General features: G+C 63.2%; 18 protein-coding genes and 4 tRNA genes. 12 read left to right on the top strand and 10 right to left on the bottom strand.

Annotated features, from left to right (window positions below):
* Window positions 1–125: 125 nt before the first annotated feature.
* The 10 genes from OXG98_05305 to OXG98_05260 all read right to left on the bottom strand — a co-directional run bounded on the left by OXG98_05305 (window position 126) and on the right by OXG98_05260 (window position 5,624).
* Window positions 126–198 (bottom strand) — tRNA-Thr (locus tag OXG98_05305).
* 85 nt (window positions 199–283) lie between these two features.
* Window positions 284–357, bottom strand: a tRNA-Gly gene (locus tag OXG98_05300).
* A gap of 153 nt (window positions 358–510) precedes the next feature.
* A tRNA-Tyr gene (locus tag OXG98_05295) sits at window positions 511–592 on the bottom strand.
* A gap of 12 nt (window positions 593–604) precedes the next feature.
* Window positions 605–677: transfer RNA gene (locus tag OXG98_05290), tRNA-Thr, on the bottom strand.
* A 131-nt stretch (window positions 678–808) separates the two neighbouring features.
* A complete protein-coding gene (gene aspS, locus OXG98_05285) occupies window positions 809–2,581 on the bottom strand; it encodes an aspartate--tRNA ligase (GenBank protein ID MCY3771418.1) in 1,773 nt (590 codons plus the stop codon).
* Window positions 2,582–2,642: 61 nt separating this feature from the next.
* Entirely contained in the window at window positions 2,643–3,527 is an 885-nt protein-coding gene (locus tag OXG98_05280; protein MCY3771417.1) for a sugar phosphate isomerase/epimerase, read from the bottom strand.
* A 30-nt stretch (window positions 3,528–3,557) separates the two neighbouring features.
* Window positions 3,558–4,052: a dual specificity protein phosphatase family protein gene (locus OXG98_05275; GenBank protein ID MCY3771416.1), complete on the bottom strand. Its 495-nt coding sequence runs from the start codon at window positions 4,050–4,052 to the stop codon at window positions 3,558–3,560.
* A gap of 15 nt (window positions 4,053–4,067) precedes the next feature.
* On the bottom strand, window positions 4,068–4,280 hold the full coding sequence (locus OXG98_05270) for a hypothetical protein (GenBank protein ID MCY3771415.1): 213 nt from the start codon (window positions 4,278–4,280) through the stop codon (window positions 4,068–4,070).
* Between the two features lie 4 nt (window positions 4,281–4,284).
* Window positions 4,285–4,980, bottom strand: coding sequence for a dTMP kinase (gene tmk / locus OXG98_05265; protein MCY3771414.1), 696 nt, complete (start codon window positions 4,978–4,980; stop codon window positions 4,285–4,287).
* The gene (locus OXG98_05260) at window positions 4,944–5,624 is read right to left on the bottom strand and encodes a hypothetical protein (GenBank protein ID MCY3771413.1); all 681 of its coding nucleotides are present in this window, start codon (window positions 5,622–5,624) and stop codon (window positions 4,944–4,946) included. The genes tmk and OXG98_05260 overlap by 37 nt, the downstream gene beginning before the upstream one ends.
* Window positions 5,625–6,254: 630 nt before the next feature.
* Here OXG98_05260 and OXG98_05255 point away from each other — a divergent pair.
* From OXG98_05255 to aroF, 12 genes are all read left to right on the top strand, one after another.
* Window positions 6,255–8,480 (top strand): anthranilate synthase component I, encoded by a 2,226-nt coding sequence (locus tag OXG98_05255; protein ID MCY3771412.1) that lies wholly within the window; start codon window positions 6,255–6,257, stop codon window positions 8,478–8,480.
* 36 nt (window positions 8,481–8,516) lie between these two features.
* Window positions 8,517–9,527, top strand: a complete 1,011-nt coding sequence (trpD, locus tag OXG98_05250; protein ID MCY3771411.1) for an anthranilate phosphoribosyltransferase — start codon at window positions 8,517–8,519, stop codon at window positions 9,525–9,527.
* A 51-nt stretch (window positions 9,528–9,578) separates the two neighbouring features.
* Window positions 9,579–10,379, top strand: coding sequence for an indole-3-glycerol phosphate synthase TrpC (trpC, locus tag OXG98_05245; protein ID MCY3771410.1), 801 nt, complete (start codon window positions 9,579–9,581; stop codon window positions 10,377–10,379).
* Between the two features lie 23 nt (window positions 10,380–10,402).
* Window positions 10,403–11,017: a phosphoribosylanthranilate isomerase gene (locus tag OXG98_05240; GenBank protein ID MCY3771409.1), complete on the top strand. Its 615-nt coding sequence runs from the start codon at window positions 10,403–10,405 to the stop codon at window positions 11,015–11,017.
* Entirely contained in the window at window positions 11,014–11,907 is an 894-nt protein-coding gene (gene aroE / locus OXG98_05235) for a shikimate dehydrogenase (GenBank protein MCY3771408.1), read from the top strand. The genes OXG98_05240 and aroE overlap by 4 nt, the downstream gene beginning before the upstream one ends.
* A 111-nt stretch (window positions 11,908–12,018) precedes the next feature.
* On the top strand, window positions 12,019–13,176 hold the full coding sequence (gene aroC / locus OXG98_05230) for a chorismate synthase (protein MCY3771407.1): 1,158 nt from the start codon (window positions 12,019–12,021) through the stop codon (window positions 13,174–13,176).
* A gap of 63 nt (window positions 13,177–13,239) precedes the next feature.
* Window positions 13,240–14,862 carry a 3-dehydroquinate synthase gene (aroB, locus tag OXG98_05225; GenBank protein ID MCY3771406.1) on the top strand — a complete coding sequence of 541 codons (1,623 nt, stop codon included), beginning with the start codon at window positions 13,240–13,242 and terminating at the stop codon, window positions 14,860–14,862.
* 35 nt (window positions 14,863–14,897) lie between these two features.
* The gene (gene aroQ, locus OXG98_05220; protein MCY3771405.1) at window positions 14,898–15,344 is read left to right on the top strand and encodes a type II 3-dehydroquinate dehydratase; all 447 of its coding nucleotides are present in this window, start codon (window positions 14,898–14,900) and stop codon (window positions 15,342–15,344) included.
* A complete protein-coding gene (trpB, locus tag OXG98_05215; GenBank protein MCY3771404.1) occupies window positions 15,341–16,546 on the top strand; it encodes a tryptophan synthase subunit beta in 1,206 nt (401 codons plus the stop codon). The genes aroQ and trpB overlap by 4 nt, the downstream gene beginning before the upstream one ends.
* A complete protein-coding gene (trpA, locus tag OXG98_05210) occupies window positions 16,547–17,368 on the top strand; it encodes a tryptophan synthase subunit alpha (protein MCY3771403.1) in 822 nt (273 codons plus the stop codon).
* Window positions 17,369–17,559: 191 nt separating this feature from the next.
* A complete protein-coding gene (gene aroH / locus OXG98_05205; GenBank protein MCY3771402.1) occupies window positions 17,560–17,925 on the top strand; it encodes a chorismate mutase in 366 nt (121 codons plus the stop codon).
* 1 nt (window position 17,926) lies between these two features.
* Window positions 17,927–18,943 (top strand): 3-deoxy-7-phosphoheptulonate synthase, encoded by a 1,017-nt coding sequence (aroF, locus tag OXG98_05200; GenBank protein ID MCY3771401.1) that lies wholly within the window; start codon window positions 17,927–17,929, stop codon window positions 18,941–18,943.
* The last annotated feature ends 2 nt before the right edge of the window (window positions 18,944–18,945 follow it).

The raw sequence follows: 18,945 nt of genomic DNA, 5'->3' as shown, positions 1-18,945 counted from the left end.
GATCGTGCCGATGTTCACGTGGGGCTTGGTACGCTCGAATCTTTCCTTCGACATGGAGGCTTTCTCCTGAACCAGTTAGGTTAACGAAACGAAGACACCATATAAGTCAGAATAAATCAGAGCCAAGCCCTCGGCCGGACTTGAACCGGCGACCTACACCTTACCATGGTGTTGCTCTACCAACTGAGCTACAAGGGCGCTTCGTTCAAGGTTCAGATAAACTTTTACCATTCAACGGCCGAAATCTTCAGTTTTTCCGAACCCCGGACGCGGGACTTCAAAGAGCGGGAAACGGGACTCGAACCCGCGACCCTCAGCTTGGAAGGCTGATGCTCTAGCCAACTGAGCTATTCCCGCCGGTCTTCGTTCTGATGCTGCTGGTCAGCCTGGTCAGCCTGGTCAGCCTGCCGGCCCTCGTCCGCTCAGTCACCCCGGTCAGTCCAGGCGGCCGGGTCAGTCCAGGCGGCCCGGTCAGTCCAGGCGGCCCGGTCCGGCCCTCTTCGCGTAACATGGGGAGGGCAGGATTCGAACCTGCGAAGGCTGAGCCAACGGATTTACAGTCCGTCCCATTTGACCGCTCTGGAACCTCCCCTGGCTGCCGGAAAGCCACCACTCGGATTCGAACCGAGAACCTACTGATTACAAATCAGCCGCTCTGCCATTGGAGCTATGGTGGCCCATTATAATCAGTACGGATCCGCATCTTGAGCAGCTCAAGAACACAGACAGGTAAATATAATCAACATCCCTGCCATTGTCAAGGGTGTATGCAAAATAATAATGAAGACGGGGATCAGGCGGTCCCGCATTACCGCCGCAGGCGGATGTGGAGTTCCCGGAGCTGTTTTTCGCTGACCTCTCCCGGCGCGCCCATGAGCAGATCCTGGGCGTTCTGGTTCAGGGGAAAGGCGATGACTTCCCGGAGGTTGGTCTCGTCGGTGAGGAGCATTACGATGCGGTCGATGCCCGGAGCGATGCCGCCGTGGGGCGGCGCGCCGTACTTCAGCGCGCTGATCATGCCGCCGAACTCCGCGTCGACTTCGCCGGCGGAGTAACCGGCGATTTCGAAGGCCCGGTACATGATGTCGGGCCGGTGGTTCCGGATGGCGCCGCTGGACAGCTCCGTACCGTTGCAGACGATGTCGTACTGGTAGGCCAGGACATCGAGCGGCGGCGTCTGTTCGAGGGCTTCCAGTCCGCCCTGGGGCATGGAGAAGGGATTATGCGAGAAGATCACCTTGCCCGATTCGGCTTCGTACTCGTACATGGGGAAATCGACGATCCAGCAGAAACGGTAGGCGTTCGGTTCCCGCAGATCGAGCAGGTCGGCGAAATGCAGCCTGAGCCGGCCCGCCACGTCGCTGGCCCGCTCCTCCGTGTCGGCCACGAAGAACCACGAGGCTCCCGTTTCGGGTTCGATGACGGTTTTAAGCCGTTCGAGGGTCTGTTCGTCCAGCACGCGGGCGATGGAACCCTTGACTCCGGCCTCGGCGAAGGAGATGTAGGCTGCGCCCCGTCCCCCGAAATCCTCCTTCACGGTCCGGTCCAGGTTGTCGAAGAAGCTGCGAGGCCGCGCGGCCACGCCCGGGACGGCGAGGGCCCGAACGACACCCCCCTTTTCCACGATCTGGCGGAAGGCGTTGAATTCCGACTCCCTGAAGGCTTCGGTGACGTCCTCGATCTCCAGGCCGAACCGGAGATCGGGCTTGTCGGTCCCGTACCGGAGCATGGCGTCGCGATAGGGGATGCGCGGAAAGGGCGGGGCGGTTACGTCCCAGTCGCTGAACTCGGTGAACAGGCCGTAAAACAAGGCTTCCAGCGCTTCGAAGACGTCGTCCTGCTCGACGAAGGACATCTCCACGTCCAGCTGGTAGAACTCGCCAGGCGACCGGTCGGCCCGGGCGTCTTCATCCCGAAAGCACGGGGCGATCTGGAAATACCGGTCGAACCCCGAGATCATCAGGAGCTGCTTGAACTGCTGCGGCGCCTGGGGCAGGGCGTAGAACTTGCCGGGATGCACGCGGCTCGGGACCAGGTAGTCGCGGGCGCCTTCGGGCGAACTGCTTGTGAGGATGGGCGTGTTGAACTCGTTGAAACCCAGGTCCGTCATGCGGCGCCGTATGCTCGCGATGATGCGCGAACGCATGATGATGTTGTGGTGCAGCCGCTGCCTGCGCAGATCGAGCATGCGGTAGGTCAGCCGGGTGGCCTCCGGGTACTCCCGCTCGTCCGCGACGGACAGGGGCAGGGGATCCGCGGCGCTGAGCACCGTCATGGAATCGGCCTTCACTTCGATGTGCCCGGTGGGCAGGTTGGGGTTGATCGCATCCTCCGCCCTCAGAATCACCTCGCCGCTAAAGGTGGCGACACTCTCCGAACGCAGGTCCCCCGCCTCCTCGTGAAACCCGCTCTCCGGGGTGATGACGACCTGCGTGATCCCGTAATGGTCTCTCAGGTCGATGAAGAGCAGGCCGCCGTGGTCCCGTTTGCGGTGAACCCAGCCGGCGACCCGCACCCGCGTTCCCTCGTCGGTCTGCCGCAATTCACCGCAGGTGTGTGTCCTGTAGGGGTGCTCTTTCATCTAATAGGCCCTTTCTTTCCTTTCCGGTTGAACCGCGACTCGGGTCGGTGCGCTACGCGCGTCAGGCGGACCGCTCCACGCCCAGTTCGGCCAGGAGGTCCAGCGTGTTCCGCATGCATATCCTGGAAGCCGCTTCACCGGCCTCCGAAAACTGTTTTCCACCAGGCAATTCAAGCAGGGTCTGTTCGATCTGCTCCGGTCCGACGCGCCAATGGGTCTCGAGTGACACGCAACCCTCGTAGCCCTGCTCGACCAGGTCGGCGAACTGACCGCGGTAGTCTATTTCGCCTTCGCACATGGGAACATTGACATACCCCCCGTCCGTGCCCCGTGCCCCATCCTTGATGTGCATGTGATACATGTCCGACCGGATGTGAGCGTAGCCGTCGGGATAAGGCGCGTGACCGTCGTCGTCGAACAGTTCGTTGCAGGGATCCCAGAGGGGTTTGACGACCGGTGTATCCAGGACGTCGATCAAACGCCGGGTTTCCGCGCCGGTGCCGATCATGGTGGACATTTCGTTTTCCAGTCCCAGCACGACGCCCTCGCCTTCGGCGATACGGACAGGTTCAAGGAACCGGTCGACAATCCGGTCCCAGAATTTATCGAGGGGATCCTGTTTCCAGAAGGCGAAGACGCGGACCAGCGGCGTGTTCAATCCCCGGGCGACCCGTATGCTCCTGCGGAGGATATCGAGATGTCCGCTGCACGAGGCGTCGTCGTCTATGTCGCACTTGTAGAAGGGGGGTGCCACGCCGACGACCGCCAGTCCGGCTTCACCGGTCCGGTCCCTGATCCGGGCGATCTCGTCGTCGTCGAGATCCTGGGGCGGCTTGTCCCAGATCGATCGGATTTCGATCCCGTCCAGGTTGAAATCACGGGCGAACGCGATGACCCTGTCCAGGTCCTGGGACACTTCGTCGGTGATTACCGCGATCGTGAACATGGGCTTAATGCCTTCCTGGCGCGTCTTGTCTTACGCGCCGTACTCGGCCATGGACTCGGCGAATTGAAAGATCGACGATTCCTGGTCGAAGGTCTCGACCGACCCGGGCCGATTGTTTCTGATTTCCGCTATGGCGGCTTCCGGCGTGGACCCCCGCCAGACGAGATACCCGGCCAGCACGGTTCCGGTCCGGCCTATGCCCGCCATGCAGTGCACGACCACGCCGCCCTGATCTATATGTTCATCTATATATTGGACAGCCCTGCGAATCTGTTCCGGAGAAGGCGCCGTCATGTCCTCCACGGGAACGTGCAGGCAACGGAGACCGCAGTGGTCCAGCGTCTCCTCGTGGAGCGGCTCGCGCGTCAGGGACACCACGGTGCTCACGCCCAGTGCTTTCAGGCTCATCAGGTCCCGTTCCAGGGCCCGGTCCGTCAGTCCACCCGCACGCGTTCGATACGCACTCGTGGGCAGGGCCATGCCGGCCAGGCGCCGGGGGATGACCCAGGTGAAGTTTCTAAGCATCCTATGCTCCCGGTATCACTTCTCGGGGATGTCCTCGAACCGTCCTTCCACGATGTTCTTCGGATCGATGGTCGTCCTCGGTTTCTTCGGCGCCCCGGATCTCGGTTCGGGTGCCGGCCTGGGAGGACGAGGGGGACGGGTGATCATGGCGGCCAGGAAACGAAAGGCCTGCTGGATCAGGATCCCCATGAGAAATCTCATCACGAACCTGAACAGGTATGTCAGCATGGCTTTATCCGCTGCTGTAGGGTTGCATGACCTCTTCCACCCGCGCGCGCACGGCCTGCTGCACCTCGCCGGGCGAATGCGCGCCGTCGATGATCTCTATGCGGTCCACGTCTTTTCTCCGGCGCGCCAGTTCCAGGTAATTCTCCCGGATGGCGCGGAGCGTTACCAGATCCTCGAACAGTTCGGTATCCGAACGCGCCCGGCGTATGCGGTCCATGCAGACCTCGGCGGGCGCATCGATCAGCAGAGTCAGGTGGGGGTGTATCGCCCTGGCGTTGATCGACTCTATCCAGTCCAGTTCGCCGGGCATCTCCCGCCACTGGTAGGCGAAGGACGAGAGAAAGTAACGGTCGCACAGCACGGGGATTCCCCGTTGAATGTTGGACTCGATTTCCGACTTGACGTGGTCGATCCGGTCGGCGGCGAACAGCAGCGCGTGACAGATGCCGTCGAGTTCCACCCGGCGTTGAAGGGCTTCTTTCAGCAGCCTGCCTATGGGGCGGTTCGTAGGTTCCCCCGTGGTATGGACGGGACATCCGTAACGCGTTTCCATCCACTGGTGAAGCTGCTTCAACTGGGTCGTCTTGCCCGCGCCGTCGATCCCTTCGATCACGATGAATGGCGCGCCGGCGTCCCCGCCGTCGCCGCGGACCTCCTTCCCCGTCATGAATACCCCCATGGACGGAGCAGGTCCCGCCATCCCCGCGCTTCTTCCAGTACGTCCTCGTCCGCTTTATCGTATCGTTTCAGCGTCTCTCTCAGTCCGGTGCTGAACAGCACGCCGACGGCCCCGACGCCCAGGAACAGCAGGCCGACGCCGCTGGCCAGGCTGAAGGCCATGGCAACGGACCCGCAAAACAACAGCATGAAGGCGTACCGCGGGTTGTCTACGACCAGGAATACGCCCGACCGGACGATCTGCCTTACCGGGGTTTTACTCCGCTGCATGAGCGGGAGGACGTAAACGGCCGTCATGCAGACGAAGACGATCAGCCACATCATCACGCCGCCCAGGATCGCGCCCACCCAGGGCCATGCGTCTATGAGCCGTACGTAGAAAAGCACATTGGCCGCAAGGAGCAACAGGACGCCTGCGTACAGTCCGCAGATGCTGAAGTTCCGGCCGAGGTCCTCCCGCGTGTGGGAGAAGAAATCCCGTATGCCGGTTTCTTCGTAGGCGGCGATCCGTCCGGTGACGCGGAACAGTCCGGCGAAGGCGAGAGGAAGGGTAACCAGCGGCAGGGCAAGCAACAGCCACAGGATGTTGATCACGATCAGCGTTCCCAGGTAATCATAGGTATTCCAGAACCACTTTCTGAACAGTCCGGGTTCCTTGTCCGGCATAAACGGCGTACCCCGTTACGCGGCTTCCGGCCGGCCGCCGCGGCTTGCGAAGCCCGAATCCGCGAGTCGGCCCGGTCGAGTGCCGCGGTTCGCGAAGCCCGATTCCAAAGGCCGGCTCGGACTGCCACAATGGTTCGCGAAGCCCGATTCCAAAGGCCGGCTCGGACTGCCACAATGGTTCGCGAAGCCCGATTCCAAAGGCCGGCTCGGACTGCTCGACAACGCCTGCATGGTACAGGCTCACCCCTGAAATCGCAACTGTTTTCTTGGTGACAAAAATCCTTGACTTGACTGGCGGACCACGCTATATTGCCGCAATCTACAATCGGTAGTCGAAAGGGTTCCACATCAGACATTGGATCGAAATGACAGCCGTTAACTCCTCCCGGTCATCCCGTTTCAACTATTGGTGGAAGCAGAGCGATCTGTTTACCTGGTGGCCTTTTTATGGGACGAGGCGGCATGTCATGCGAAGCGGCGCCTGATTGAAGTAGATTCATCACTTCGTTGATTTGACCGGCCTCTACCCTTACAAGGTAGCGGCCTTTTTTGTTTTATATGGTGAATCAACGAAGGCCGCACAGGGTTGGGGATGCACCATAACCGAACCACGGAGAACGGGATCTGACGATGCGTGTTACCCATATCCATCTCGAAGCCATCGAATACCAGACCGAGGGCGGCGTTTCGGTCAAGCGTTACGCCCAGCACCTCTCGCCGGACGAAGCCATCGAGCCCGTGGTCGACGGCCTCGATTCGCATCCGGGCGCCTTGTTCGCGTCGGGTTATGAATATCCCGGAAGGTATACCCGGTGGGACATGGGGTTCGTCGATCCGCCGATCCGGATCGAATCCCGGAAGAACTCGTTTCATGTCCTGGCCTTGAATGCGCGGGGTAAGGTGTTGCTGCCTGCGATTCATGGGCAGATCGAAGGGTTGCGGGTAACGGATACCCTTTCCCGCCAGGAAGACCGCATCAGCGGCGAAGTGCTTCTGCCCGACGCGTATTTCCCGGAAGAACAGCGCAGCAGACAACCCTCCATATTTTCGATCCTGCGCGGAATCATCGGTCTGTTCTCCTGTCCGGACGAGCACCATCTCGGCCTTTACGGCGCCTTCGGTTACGATCTTGCGTTTCAATTCGAACCGATGGACTACCGCCTGCGCCGGCCGGCGGACCAGCGGGACCTGGTGCTGTACCTGCCCGACCGGCTGGTGACCATCGATCACAATCGCGAGGTGGCCATCCGGTACGATTACGAGTTCGAAACGGGCGGCGAATCCACGCAGGACCTGCCCCGGGAGGGCGCCGTTCAACCCTATCGGGGAGGTCGCGCCGCGACGGGCAGGGAATTCGAGAAGGGCGCGTATGGGGATGTCGTCCGCAAGGCGCACGAATACTTCAGGAGAGGCGATTTGTTCGAGGTCGTGCCCAGCCAGACCTTTTACGAATCATGCCCCGACCCGCCTTCCGAGATCTTCCGGCGCCTCAGGGAGCGGAACCCCGCGCCGTACGCCACGCTCGTAAACCTGGGACAGCGGGAATACCTGGTCGGCGCTTCACCCGAGATGTTCGTCCGGGGTGAGGGCATCCGCATCGAGACCTGTCCTATTGCAGGCACGGTAAGCCGGGGGAACGACGCGCTGAGCGACGCCGACCAGATCCTCAAGCTGCTGAGTTCGGAGAAAGAGGACTCGGAACTGACCATGTGTACGGACGTGGACCGGAACGACAAGTCGCGGGTATGCGTGCCCGGAAGCGTCCGCGTCATCGGCCGTCGGCAGATCGAGATGTACTCGAGGGTGATACACACGGTCGATCACGTGGAAGGCATTCTGCGGCCGGAGTATGATGCCCTGGACGCCTTCCTCTCCCACGCCTGGGCGGTCACCGTTACGGGCGCGCCGAAAATCTGGGCCATGCGGTTCATCGAAAATCACGAAAGGTCCTGCCGCGCGTGGTACGGCGGGGCGATAGGCTTCCTGGGGTTCGACGGGAACATGAACACGGGCCTGACGCTTCGGACCATTCGCATTAAGGACGGTATTGCCGAGGTAAGAGCCGGAAGCACGCTGCTGATGGACTCCAGTCCCGAGGACGAGGAGCGCGAGACCGAACTCAAGGCCATGGCGTTCATCGATGCGATCAGGCGTCCCCGCGGATCAGGAGGGGGGACACAGCATCCCGGTTCCGCGGAAGACTCGGGTGTGGGGAAACGGGTGTTTCTGGTGGACTACGAAGATTCATTCGTGCATACCCTGGCCAACTATCTTCGTCAGACCGGCGCCGACGTATTGACGGTCAGAACCGGGTTCTCGCGGTCCCGCCTGACGGACCTCATGGATGCCTACGATCCGGACCTGGTGTTTCTGTCGCCCGGCCCCGGCCAACCGTCGGATTTCGACGTGGCGCTGGCCATCGACGCCGCGCTGGAACGGTCGCTGCCGGTATTCGGCGTCTGCCTCGGGCTCCAGGGCATCGTAGAGTATTTCGGCGGAACGCTGGGAGAACTGCCCTATCCCGTGCACGGGAAAGAATCACGCGTGATCGTTAGGGGCGGGCGGGCCGGGGCACTATTCGAAGGGTTTCCCCCTTCATTCACCGTGGGCCGGTATCATTCGCTGTACGCCGAGCGGGAACGACTGCCGCTGGATCTTTCGGTCACGGCAGAATCGGACGACGGGATCGTCATGGCCGTCGAGCACCGCACGCTGCCGGTGGCGGCGGTCCAGTTTCATCCCGAGTCCATTATGACGCTCAAAGACAGAATCGGCCTTCGTCTCATCGGCAACCTCTTCAGGAAACTGGTTCCCGTGGCTGATAAGGTAGACGCCGGCCGGGAGGGCAACCCGTGAACCGGCCTGATGTCACCCGACGGGGTTAAGGAATTCATGGTTCAACAAGCGATAGCTAAAGCCATCGAGGGCGTTTCGCTGACCGAGGCGGAAGCGATGGAGGTCATGGAAGGCATCATGTCCGGCGACGCGACGCCGGCGCAGATCGGCGCCTTGCTGGTCGCCTTTCGTCTGAAGGGCGAGACGATCGAGGAAGTCACCGGCTTCGCCCGGGTCATGCGCGCCAGGGCCACGCGGATCGACTGCCGCGCCTACCCCATCGTGGACACCTGCGGTACGGGAGGCGACGGGAAGCATACCTTCAACATATCGACGGCGGCGGCCTTCGTGGCCGCGGCCGGTGGCGCCTTCATCGCCAAGCACGGCGGCCGCGCGGCATCCAGCAAGGCGGGCAGCGCCGACGTTCTGACGGCCCTTGGCGTGAATATCGAGATACCGCCCGAACAAGTGTCGGCTTGCATCGATGAAATAGGCATCGGTTTCATGTTCGCCCCCGCCCTCCATTCGGCCATGCGTTTCGCCAGCGGGCCGCGCAGGGAACTCGGCGTGCGGACGGTGCTCAACCTCCTGGGACCGCTGACCAATCCGGCCGGTACGACGGCGCAGGTCATGGGCGTGTACGACGGAAGCGTCGTCCAGACCGCGGCGCACGTACTGAACAACCTGGGGGCGGAGCGCGCCTTCGTGGTGCACAGCGCGGACGGACTGGACGAAATCACGATCACGGCGTCCACCCACGTGGCGGAAGTCCGGGACGGCACGGTCAGGACCTACGATGTCGCGCCGGAAGACTTCGGCCTGCCACGGGCTTCCATCGAGGATTTGAAAGGCGGCGAGGTAGATGAGAACGCGGCGATCATCCGGACCGTCCTGGCCGGAGAAGAGGGTCCCCGCAGGGACATCGTCCTGCTCAATGCCGCCGCGGCGATCGTTGCCGGCGGCCGGGCGGAGGATTTCGACGAAGGTATCGCCAGGGCGGCCCGGGCGATCGACTCCGGCGCGGCCCTGGAAAAGCTCGACGCGTTGATCAGGATGACCAACGAATAGGCAACCGGAACTCGACTGGAGTGAGGAGTGCGACAGGTAAGCGTGGCAGCCATGGATATTCTGAACCAGATCGTAGCGCACAAGATACGTGAGGTCGAGGACCGCAAGAGCCGCAATCCGTTGCCCCTTGTCGAGCCCGGGCGCCGCGTGGACCTTCGGCCCTTCGACCAGGCGTTGAAGCAGGGGGACGGTATCGGAGTCATCGCCGAATTCAAAAAGGCTTCGCCGTCTAAAGGCGCGATACGTCCCGATGCGATCCCCGATGAGATCGGGCCGGTATACGCGGCTCACGGAGCCTCGGCCATTTCGGTGTTGACGGACACGCGGTTCTTCCAGGGGTGCGACGAGGACCTGGTGGCGCTTCGCCGGAGCGTGCCGGTGCCGGTGTTGCGCAAGGAATTCATTGTGGACGAATACCAGGTCCACGAAACCGCGTCCATGGGCGCGGACGCCCTGCTGCTGATCGTTGCGGTCCTGGACGACGCCCGCCTGAAAGCCCTGCAGCAGACCGCGGCGGCATACGGCCTGCACTGCCTGGTGGAAGTACACGACGAGCGGGAGCTGGACCGGGCCCTGGAAGCCGGAAGCCGCATCATCGGCGTCAACAACCGGGACCTGAAGGATTTCACGGTTTCGCTGGATACTTCACTGGGCCTGAGACCGCGCATTCCCGATGGGATCGTCACCGTCGGCGAGAGCGGGATCTACACACGGGAGGACGTCCTGCTCCTGCAGCAGGCGGGATTCGACGCCGTACTCGTGGGCGAGTCCCTGATGGCGGCGGACGGGATTGGTCACCAACTGGACGCCCTGCTGGGCCGGGTGCCTGCGCGAACAGGACGCGGGGCCTGAGTGATCTCTCTGCGGATAGAACTATGAACACGGTCAAGATCAAGATTTGCGGCATCACGAACGAAGCGGACGCCGCCACAGCGGTCGATGCGGGCGCGGACGCCCTGGGATTCATTTTCTACGCAGGCAGCCCCCGATACGTGGAGCCGGAGCGGGCCGCGGCAATCGTGGACGGCCTGCCGCCTTTCGTCGTCCCGGTAGGCGTACTCGTGAACGCGACGGTCGACGAGGTTGACGAAGTCTGCGGGTACACGGGCGTCCAGGTCGCACAGCTTCATGGCGACGAATCGCCGGGCTTTTGCAGCAAACTGGACCGTCCCGTCATCAAGGCCCTTCGCGTCAGGGACGAATCCTGGAAGTCCGATGCCGCGGCCTATGCCGTCGGCGCGGTGTTGCTCGATACTTTCGCCGAAGACCGGTACGGCGGTACGGGCGTTCCATTCGACTGGCGCCTCGTGGAAGGCAGTCCCCACCGCATCATACTGAGCGGCGGACTGAATCCGCGGAACGTGGCGGATGCCGTGCGGAGCGTGCGGCCCTACGCCGTGGACACGGGAAGCGGCGTGGAACGGGAACCGGGCCTCAAGGACCACGGAAAGATCCGGGCCTTTGTGGAGGCCGCGAGGGGCGCGACATGATCACGCGAAACGAAGCCAGCCCCCCCGGGCTTGCTATTTCCGGTTCGACCCGCGTGGTAGGCGTATGCGGCAGGGGCATCGGGTACACCCTTTCGCCGGCCATGCACAACGCCGCCTTTCGGCATTGCGGACTGGACTACGTGTATGTAACCTTCGAAATCGCGGCGACCGCCGTTCGGCAGGCGGTGGACGGGATCCGGGGACTCGGGCTGGCGGGCGTCAACGTGACCAAGCCGCTCAAGACCGACGTGCTGCCCTTCCTGGACGAGGTGTCCGACGAGGCCCGGAGGATCGGTTCGGTCAATACCATCGTCAATCGTTCGGGCCGGCTCGCCGGCGCTTCGACGGACGGCGCCGGAATGCTGCGGGCGCTTGAGGACAAGGGGATCGACATCAGGGATTCGAAGGTGCTGATCCTGGGCGCGGGCGGTGCGGCCCGCGCGGCCTGCGATCTGGCGAAGCAGGCGGGCGCCGGTTCGATTGCCATAGCCGCGCGCAACGCGTCACGGGCCCGTGACACCGCACAACTGGGAGACGCTTCGGTGGTCTCCCTGTCGTCGCACGAACTGGGTCCGGCGCTCGGGAACGCCGACCTGGTCATCAACGCGATCCCCACGGACCTGACCCTGGATGGGGACTGGTTCAAAGCGGACCAGTTCGTCTACGACACGCGTTACGACCAGGAGGAAACCGCGTTGATCCGGTGCGCCCGGTCCCGGGGCGCGGGGGCGTCGAACGGTATCGATATGCTGCTGTTTCAGGGTGCGGCGTCCTTTGAAATCTGGACTGGCCGGCCGGCGCCGGTCGAGGTGATGAGAAGCGCCCTGGAAGATCAGTTGCTGTGCCGGGCAGGCCGGGAAGAAACCGGTCATACGGGGCAACCGGTATAACGATAGAGCGGAGGCCCAGAGGCCGCCCACCCGGATACACCGGCCGGCGGCGTTGAAAAGCGTGACGGTCCGGCGCTGATCGGACCGGGAACCCCGAAATCTGGAGACGGCATGTTACGATACCTGACCGCAGGAGAATCTCACGGACCGGCAATATCCGCGATCCTCGAAGGACTGCCCGCGGGGGTTCCGGTCGCGGCGGACGAGATCAACCGCGACCTGAAACGGCGCCAGGGCGGATATGGGCGGGGCCGCAGAATGCAGATCGAGACCGATACGATCGAAATCCGGGGCGGCGTGCGCCACGGAAAGACCATGGGCGGCCCGGTTTCCCTGGTAGTGCAGAACCAGGACTGGAAGAACTGGACGGACGTGATGTCGATCGAGGAGGCCGATGGACCGGTAAGGCGCCAGGTGACACGGCCCCGGCCGGGACATGCCGACCTGGCGGGCGGACTGAAATACGACCGCCGCGACCTGCGGGACATCCTGGAGCGGGCCAGCGCCCGGGAGACGACCATGCGGGTGGCGGTCGGCGCGATCGCCCGGTCGTTGCTGTCGGAGTTCGGTATCCATGTGCTCAGCCACGTCGTCCGTATCGGACAGGTGGACGCGGACGTGAGCGGACTTTCCAACGAAGAAATCCGGGATAGGGCCGAGGCGTCGCCCGTGCGCTGCGCCGATGCGGACGCCGCGCAGAAGATGATCGGAGAAATCGACCGGGCGAAGTCCCTCAAGGACACGATCGGCGGCGTCTTCGAGGTCAAGGTGTTGAGTGTGCCCCCCGGTCTGGGCAGCCACGTGCAGTGGGACCGCAAGCTCGACGGACGACTGGCCCAGGCGGTCATGAGCATCCAGGCCGTGAAGGGCGTAGAGATCGGATTGGGCTTCGGGGTGACCCGGGTCCTCGGTTCCGAGGTCCATGACGAGATCTTCTACGGCGGCGACCGATTCTGCCGAAAGACGAACCGGGCCGGCGGCATCGAGGGCGGCATGACCGAAGGCGAGGAAATCGTCGTCCGCGGCGCCCTCAAGCCCATCGCGACCCTGATGCGCACCATCATGTCGGTGGATATCGAGACCAAGGAAGCCTTCGATTCCGCCAAGGAGCGTTCGGACGTCTGCACCGTACCCGCGGCCGGCGTGATCGGCGAAGCGGTGGTGGCCTTCGTCATCGCCGACGCCATGCAGGAGAAATTCGGCGGTGACAGTCTGGAGGAGATGAAGCGGAACTACCTGGGCTACAAGGACCAGTTGGCCCGTTACTAGTGGATCATCCAGATCTCTACCGAAAGCGCGCGCGACCGTCGGACTACACGGACTGAGGTGCGCATGACAGGCAGGTTAGACGTGGGGAAAACAGAACGGAAGAAAGCGGGCGGTATCGTCCTGATCGGCTTCATGGGCACCGGGAAGACGGCGGTGGGCCGACGGCTGGCAGGCGTACTCGGCGTGCCCTTCGTGGATACCGACACCCTGATCGAGGAGAAGACCGCGACGAGTATTCCGACGCTCTTCAAGACGCGGGGCGAGACCGGCTTCCGGGCGATCGAGAAAGAGGTCATTCACGGCCTCGCCGATGGGGAGCGCCGGGTGATCGCCACGGGCGGGGGAGCAGTACTCGATCCGGACAACTTCGATATGCTCAAATCCCTCGGCTCGGTCATTCACCTGAGCGCGCGGGCGTCGACGATCCTGGCACGCACGAAAGGCGACGCCGGGGTGCGGCCCCTTCTGGCCGGTGACGATCCGCTGGAGCGGATCCGGTCGCTTCAACGGGAGCGCGCGCCGGCCTACGCCCGGGCTGACCACGAAGTAGATACGTCACGTCATACGCTAGACGAGACCGTGGAGATGGTCATGGCATGGACCGGAAACAGCGAGCGCGTGATCCGGGTGGACCTGGAGACCGACAGCTACGATATCGTGATCGGGCCCGAGTGTCTCGACCGCCTGGGCTCCCTGATGAGATCGTTCGACCTGACCGATCGCGCGCTGGTCGTAACCCATCCGGGTATCTCGGAACGCTATGGAGAACGGACGACGGACTCCCTGCGGTCGGCCGGCTTCGAACCGGACCTGGTCGAGGTGCCGGAAGGCGAGGCGCAGAAATCGCTGCAGTGGGCCGAGAAGCTCTACGACGCGATGCTGTCCCACCGCATGGACCGCCGTTCCCCCGTCGTCGCGCTGGGCGGCGGGGTGATCGGGGACCTGACCGGCTTCGCCGCGGCCACCTTCCTGCGCGGCATACCGTTCATACAGGCGCCTACTTCCCTCCTGGCCCAGGTGGACGCCAGCGTGGGCGGCAAGGTCGCCGTGGACCACCGGCGCGGGAAGAACCTGATCGGCGCGTTCTACCAGCCCCTGCTCGTACTGGCCAGCCTGGATACGCTCGACAGCCTGCCGGACCGGGAACTGCGCGCGGGCATGGCGGAAGTGATCAAGTATGGGGTCATTGCAGACGCCGGTCTTTTCGTCTATATTGAGGGTCGCCTTGACGAGATACTCGGGCGGGACCACGGCGCCCTGGCGCACCTGGTGGCCCGTTCCTGCGAGATCAAGGCGGAAGTAGTCGCCGCTGACGAGCGCGAACTGGGGCGGCGGGCCATACTCAACTTCGGCCATACCATGGGCCATGCCATCGAGACGCAGACCGGCATGCTGCACGGGGAGGCCATTGCGATCGGCATGGTCTACGCGGCCCGCGTGGCGGAACGCATGGACATGCTGGACGGCAGGAGCGTCCGACGCCTCGCCGACCTTGTCAGGCGAGTGGGGCTGCCCATCCGTTGCGACGGACTGGACGTCTCCGGGACCATCGAAACCATGAAGTTCGACAAGAAGTCGGTCGGGGGCCGCCTGCGTTTCATCCTGCCGAACCGGATAGGGGAGGTGGCCATCCGCGACGATGTACCCGAAGAATACATCCGGTCTGTCCTGACCTCGGGAACCTGAACCAAGGCGTTTTCACGCGAAATCGATCCGGAATCATGAAAATACTCGTGCTGCACGGTCCGAATCTGAACATGCTGGGCGTCCGGGAGCCGGAGGTCTACGGTACCGATACGCTGGATGACATCAACCGGTCCCTCCGGTCGGCCGCGGCGGGACGGGGAGTCGAGTTGCGCATTCTTCAGTCCAATCACGAAGGCGTGCTGGTGGACGAGATTCAGCAGGCCCTCGGGTGGGCGGACGGGATCCTGATCAACCCCGGCGCGTACACGCACACGAGCATCGCCCTGCGCGATGCGATCGTCGCCGTGGGCCTGCCCGTCGTGGAGGTCCATATGTCCGATATCCACGCCCGGGAAAGTTTCCGGCACCATTCCTATATCGAACCGGTGGCGATCGGTCAGATTTGCGGACACGGCAGCGACAGCTATCGGCTGGGCCTGGAAGCCCTGGTGAATCACGTCGCGAATGGGAGCAAAGCGTGACAGCAACCGTACTGCCCGACGAAAGAGGGCATTTCGGAATCTTCGGCGGCCGCTACGTCCCGGAAACGCTGATGACGGCCCTCGACGAACTCCTCGAGGTGTATGAAACCGCGAAGGGAGACCCGGAATTCGAGGCTGAATTCCGCTACTACCTGGGAGATTACGTGGGCCGGCCTTCCCCGCTGTACTACGCGGAACGGCTGACGGAGACCCTCGGCGGCGCGCGGGTTTATCTCAAGCGGGAAGATCTGAACCACACGGGCGCCCACAAGATCAACAACACCATCGGCCAGATCCTGTTGACCCGGCGCATGAAGAAACCCCGGATCATCGCCGAGACCGGGGCCGGGCAGCACGGCGTGGCCACGGCGACCGTGGCCGCCCGTTTCGGGTTGGAATGCGACGTCTACATGGGGACCGAGGACATGGAACGCCAGGCGCTGAACGTATTCCGCATGCGCCTCATGGGGAGCCGGGTCATCGGCGTCGACGCGGGAAGCCGCACGCTCAAGGACGCGCTGAACGAGGCCCTGCGCGACTGGGCGACGAATGTACGTCATACCCACTACATCATCGGGTCGGTGGCGGGGCCTCATCCCTTCCCCATGATGGTACGTGATTTCCAGTCGGTCATCGGCCGCGAAGCCCGCGAGCAGATCCTCGAAAAAGAAGGCCGGCTGCCGGACGTGCTCGTCGCCTGTGTGGGGGGCGGCAGCAACGCCATAGGACTCTTTCATCCCTTTCTCGACGACGACGTCCGACTGGTCGGCGTGGAAGGCGCGGGGCACGGGCTCGATACGGGCATGCACGCCGCGACGCTCGGCGTGGGATCGCCGGGTGTATTGCACGGCGCCATGAGCTACACGGGACAGGACGCGAATGGCCAGATCCAGGTCGCTCACTCCATTTCCGCGGGACTGGACTACCCCGGGGTGGGACCCGAGCACAGCTACCTGAAAGACGCCGGCCGGGCGGAATACGTCAGCGTCACCGACGACGAGGCGCTGGAGGCCTTCGAGCTGCTGTCCAGGGTCGAAGGCATCATACCCGCCCTGGAAAGCGCCCACGCCATCGGCCATATCGCCCGGATCGCCCCGGAGATGGGCCGGGAGCAGGTCATTGTCGCCGGGCTGTCGGGCCGCGGGGACAAGGACGTCCAGCAAGTCTGCGGATTCATGGACCCTGAGAGCATGGAGCGTTGAATGAACCGCATTGAGGAGACCTTCGCGTCGCTCAAGTCCGCGGATCGCAAGGCACTGATTCCGTACGTCATGGCGGGGGACCCCGACCTGGAAACGACCGCCGCGCTGGTCGTGGAAATGGACCGCCGGGGCGCCGACCTGGTCGAACTGGGCGTTCCCTTCTCGGATCCTATCGCGGACGGTCCCACGATTCAGCGGGCCGCGCTAAGAGCCCTGGACCACGGCACGACCCTTCGGGACATCGTCGATACGGTCGGATCCATTCGGGAGCGGTCCGCCATACCGATCGTCCTGATGACCTATTACAACCCGGTGCTCGCGTACGGGATCGAGGCCCTCTGCCGGGATGCGGCCCGCGCGGGCGTGGACGGTCTGATCGTGCCCGACCTGCCGCCGGAAGAAGGCGCCGAACTGTCCGACGCCTGCCGGCGGCACGGACTCACCGTCGTCTTCCTGGTGGCGCCCACGAGCACGGCGACACGGATCGAACTGGTGAACCGGCATACCACGGGATTCGTCTACTGCGTCTCCCTGACCGGCGTCACGGGCGCCCGGGGAAAACTTGCGGACGGGGTGAACGAGTTCATGGCGCAGGTGCGGTCCCGCACGGACCGGCCCCTTGGACTGGGGTTCGGCATATCGTCGCCGGAACAGGCCGATGAGGCCTCCCGGCTGGCCGACGGGGTCATCGTGGGCAGCGCCATCATCAACGTGATGGAAGAACACGCCGGCGGACCGGACTTGCTCCGGCTCGTGGGCGAATACGTGGCTTCACTGAGAGCCGGCATAGACGGCAAGACCCCGGTGACCGCACCGGAGTAACCGCGGCGGGTACGAATTACATCTGTCGCCCGAGATCACAGGAAATGACGATGACAGAGATTTCAGTCAAACCGGGAGATGCGTGTGGGAGTCCAGGAGACCGTCCCGGTCTTCGCGACTCCCACGTATTTCATCCACCGTTTCATGCTTTCGTCGGGTAATGTTCAGCATGTTCCATCCCGGGAGAAACTATGGTACGAGGCATTCGTGGCGCGATAACCGCTGAATCGAACACCTCCGAAGCTATTTGCGAGGCATCGCGCCGGTTGCTTACAACGATCGTCGAACGAAACCGCATCGAATTGGAACAGATCATCAGCGTGTTTTTTTCATCGACGAAGGATCTCGACGCGCAGACCCCCGCTTACGGCGTGCGCCAGATGGGTTGGTCCGCGATTCCCCTGTTCTGCACGCAGGAGATGGAGGTTCCCGGAAGTCTTCCCGGGTGCATACGGGTGCTGGTTCATGTAAACACGGAAAAACCGCAGGGTGAAATACGGCATGTGTACCTGGACGGCGCCGTCGTGCTCCGGCCGGACATTGTCGAGGGAGGTTGAAATGGTGGTTGTAATGAAACTCGGGGCTACGGAAGAACAGAAGGAACATGTCCGGGAAACCATCCGGACCTTCGGCTGTAAACCACGGGATATACAGGGCGACGAAATGTCCATTATCTGCGTCATCGGCAATACCCTGAGTCTTTCACCGGAACAGTTTGAAATTCTGGACGGAGTGGACCGGGTCCAGCGTATCCAGCGGCCCTACAAGCTGGTGAGCCGGGAGGTACAGCCGCACAAGACCAGGTTTCAGGTGGGCAATGTTACCGTCGGCGGCGACGGCATCACCATCATCGCCGGTCCTTGTTCCGTGGAATCCTACGACCAGTTTCTGACCGCGGCGCAGCACGCGCGGGCGGCGGGGGCCCACATCATACGGGGCGGAGCGTTCAAGCCGAGGACTTCCCCGTACAGTTTTCAGGGCCTCGGGAAGGAAGGTCTCGAGATCATGGCCCGGGTCAGCGAGGAAACGGGTCTGCCGACCATCTCGGAGGTGATGGAACCGGAGACGGAACCCATGGTGTCGGAGTACGTGGACATGCTGCAGATCGGCGCCAGGAACATGCAGAACTACCCGCTGCTGAATGCGGTGGGACAGAGTTCCAGGCCCGTCATGCTCAAGCGGGGCATGTCCGCCACGCTCGAGGAGATGCTGCTGGCGGCCGAGTACATCCTGGCGGCGGGGAACCACAACGTCGTCCTGTGCGAACGGGGCATACGGACGTTTGAAACGTGGACGCGGAATACGCTCGACATCTCGGCCGTGCCCGTGTTGCAGAAATACACCCATCTGCCCGTGTTCATCGACCCGAGCCACGGGACCGGCAACGCGGATTTCGTGGGACCGGCGTCCCGGGCGGCCGTGGCGGTCGGCGCCGACGGGCTCATGATCGAAATGCATCCGACCCCGGAGCGCGCGCTATCCGACGGGGACCAGTCCCTGACGCCGGAAGCGCTGACCTCCCTGATTCCGGAACTGCAGGCGGTCGCGGCGGCAGTGAACCGTACCATCGGCTGAGT

This window comes from Gemmatimonadota bacterium (assembly GCA_026706345.1).
GTDB lineage: Bacteria > JAAXHH01 > JAAXHH01 > JAAXHH01 > JAAXHH01 > JAAXHH01.
The sequence above is the reverse complement of the archived record's forward strand: the minus strand, read 5'-3'. Positions and strand labels throughout refer to the sequence as shown.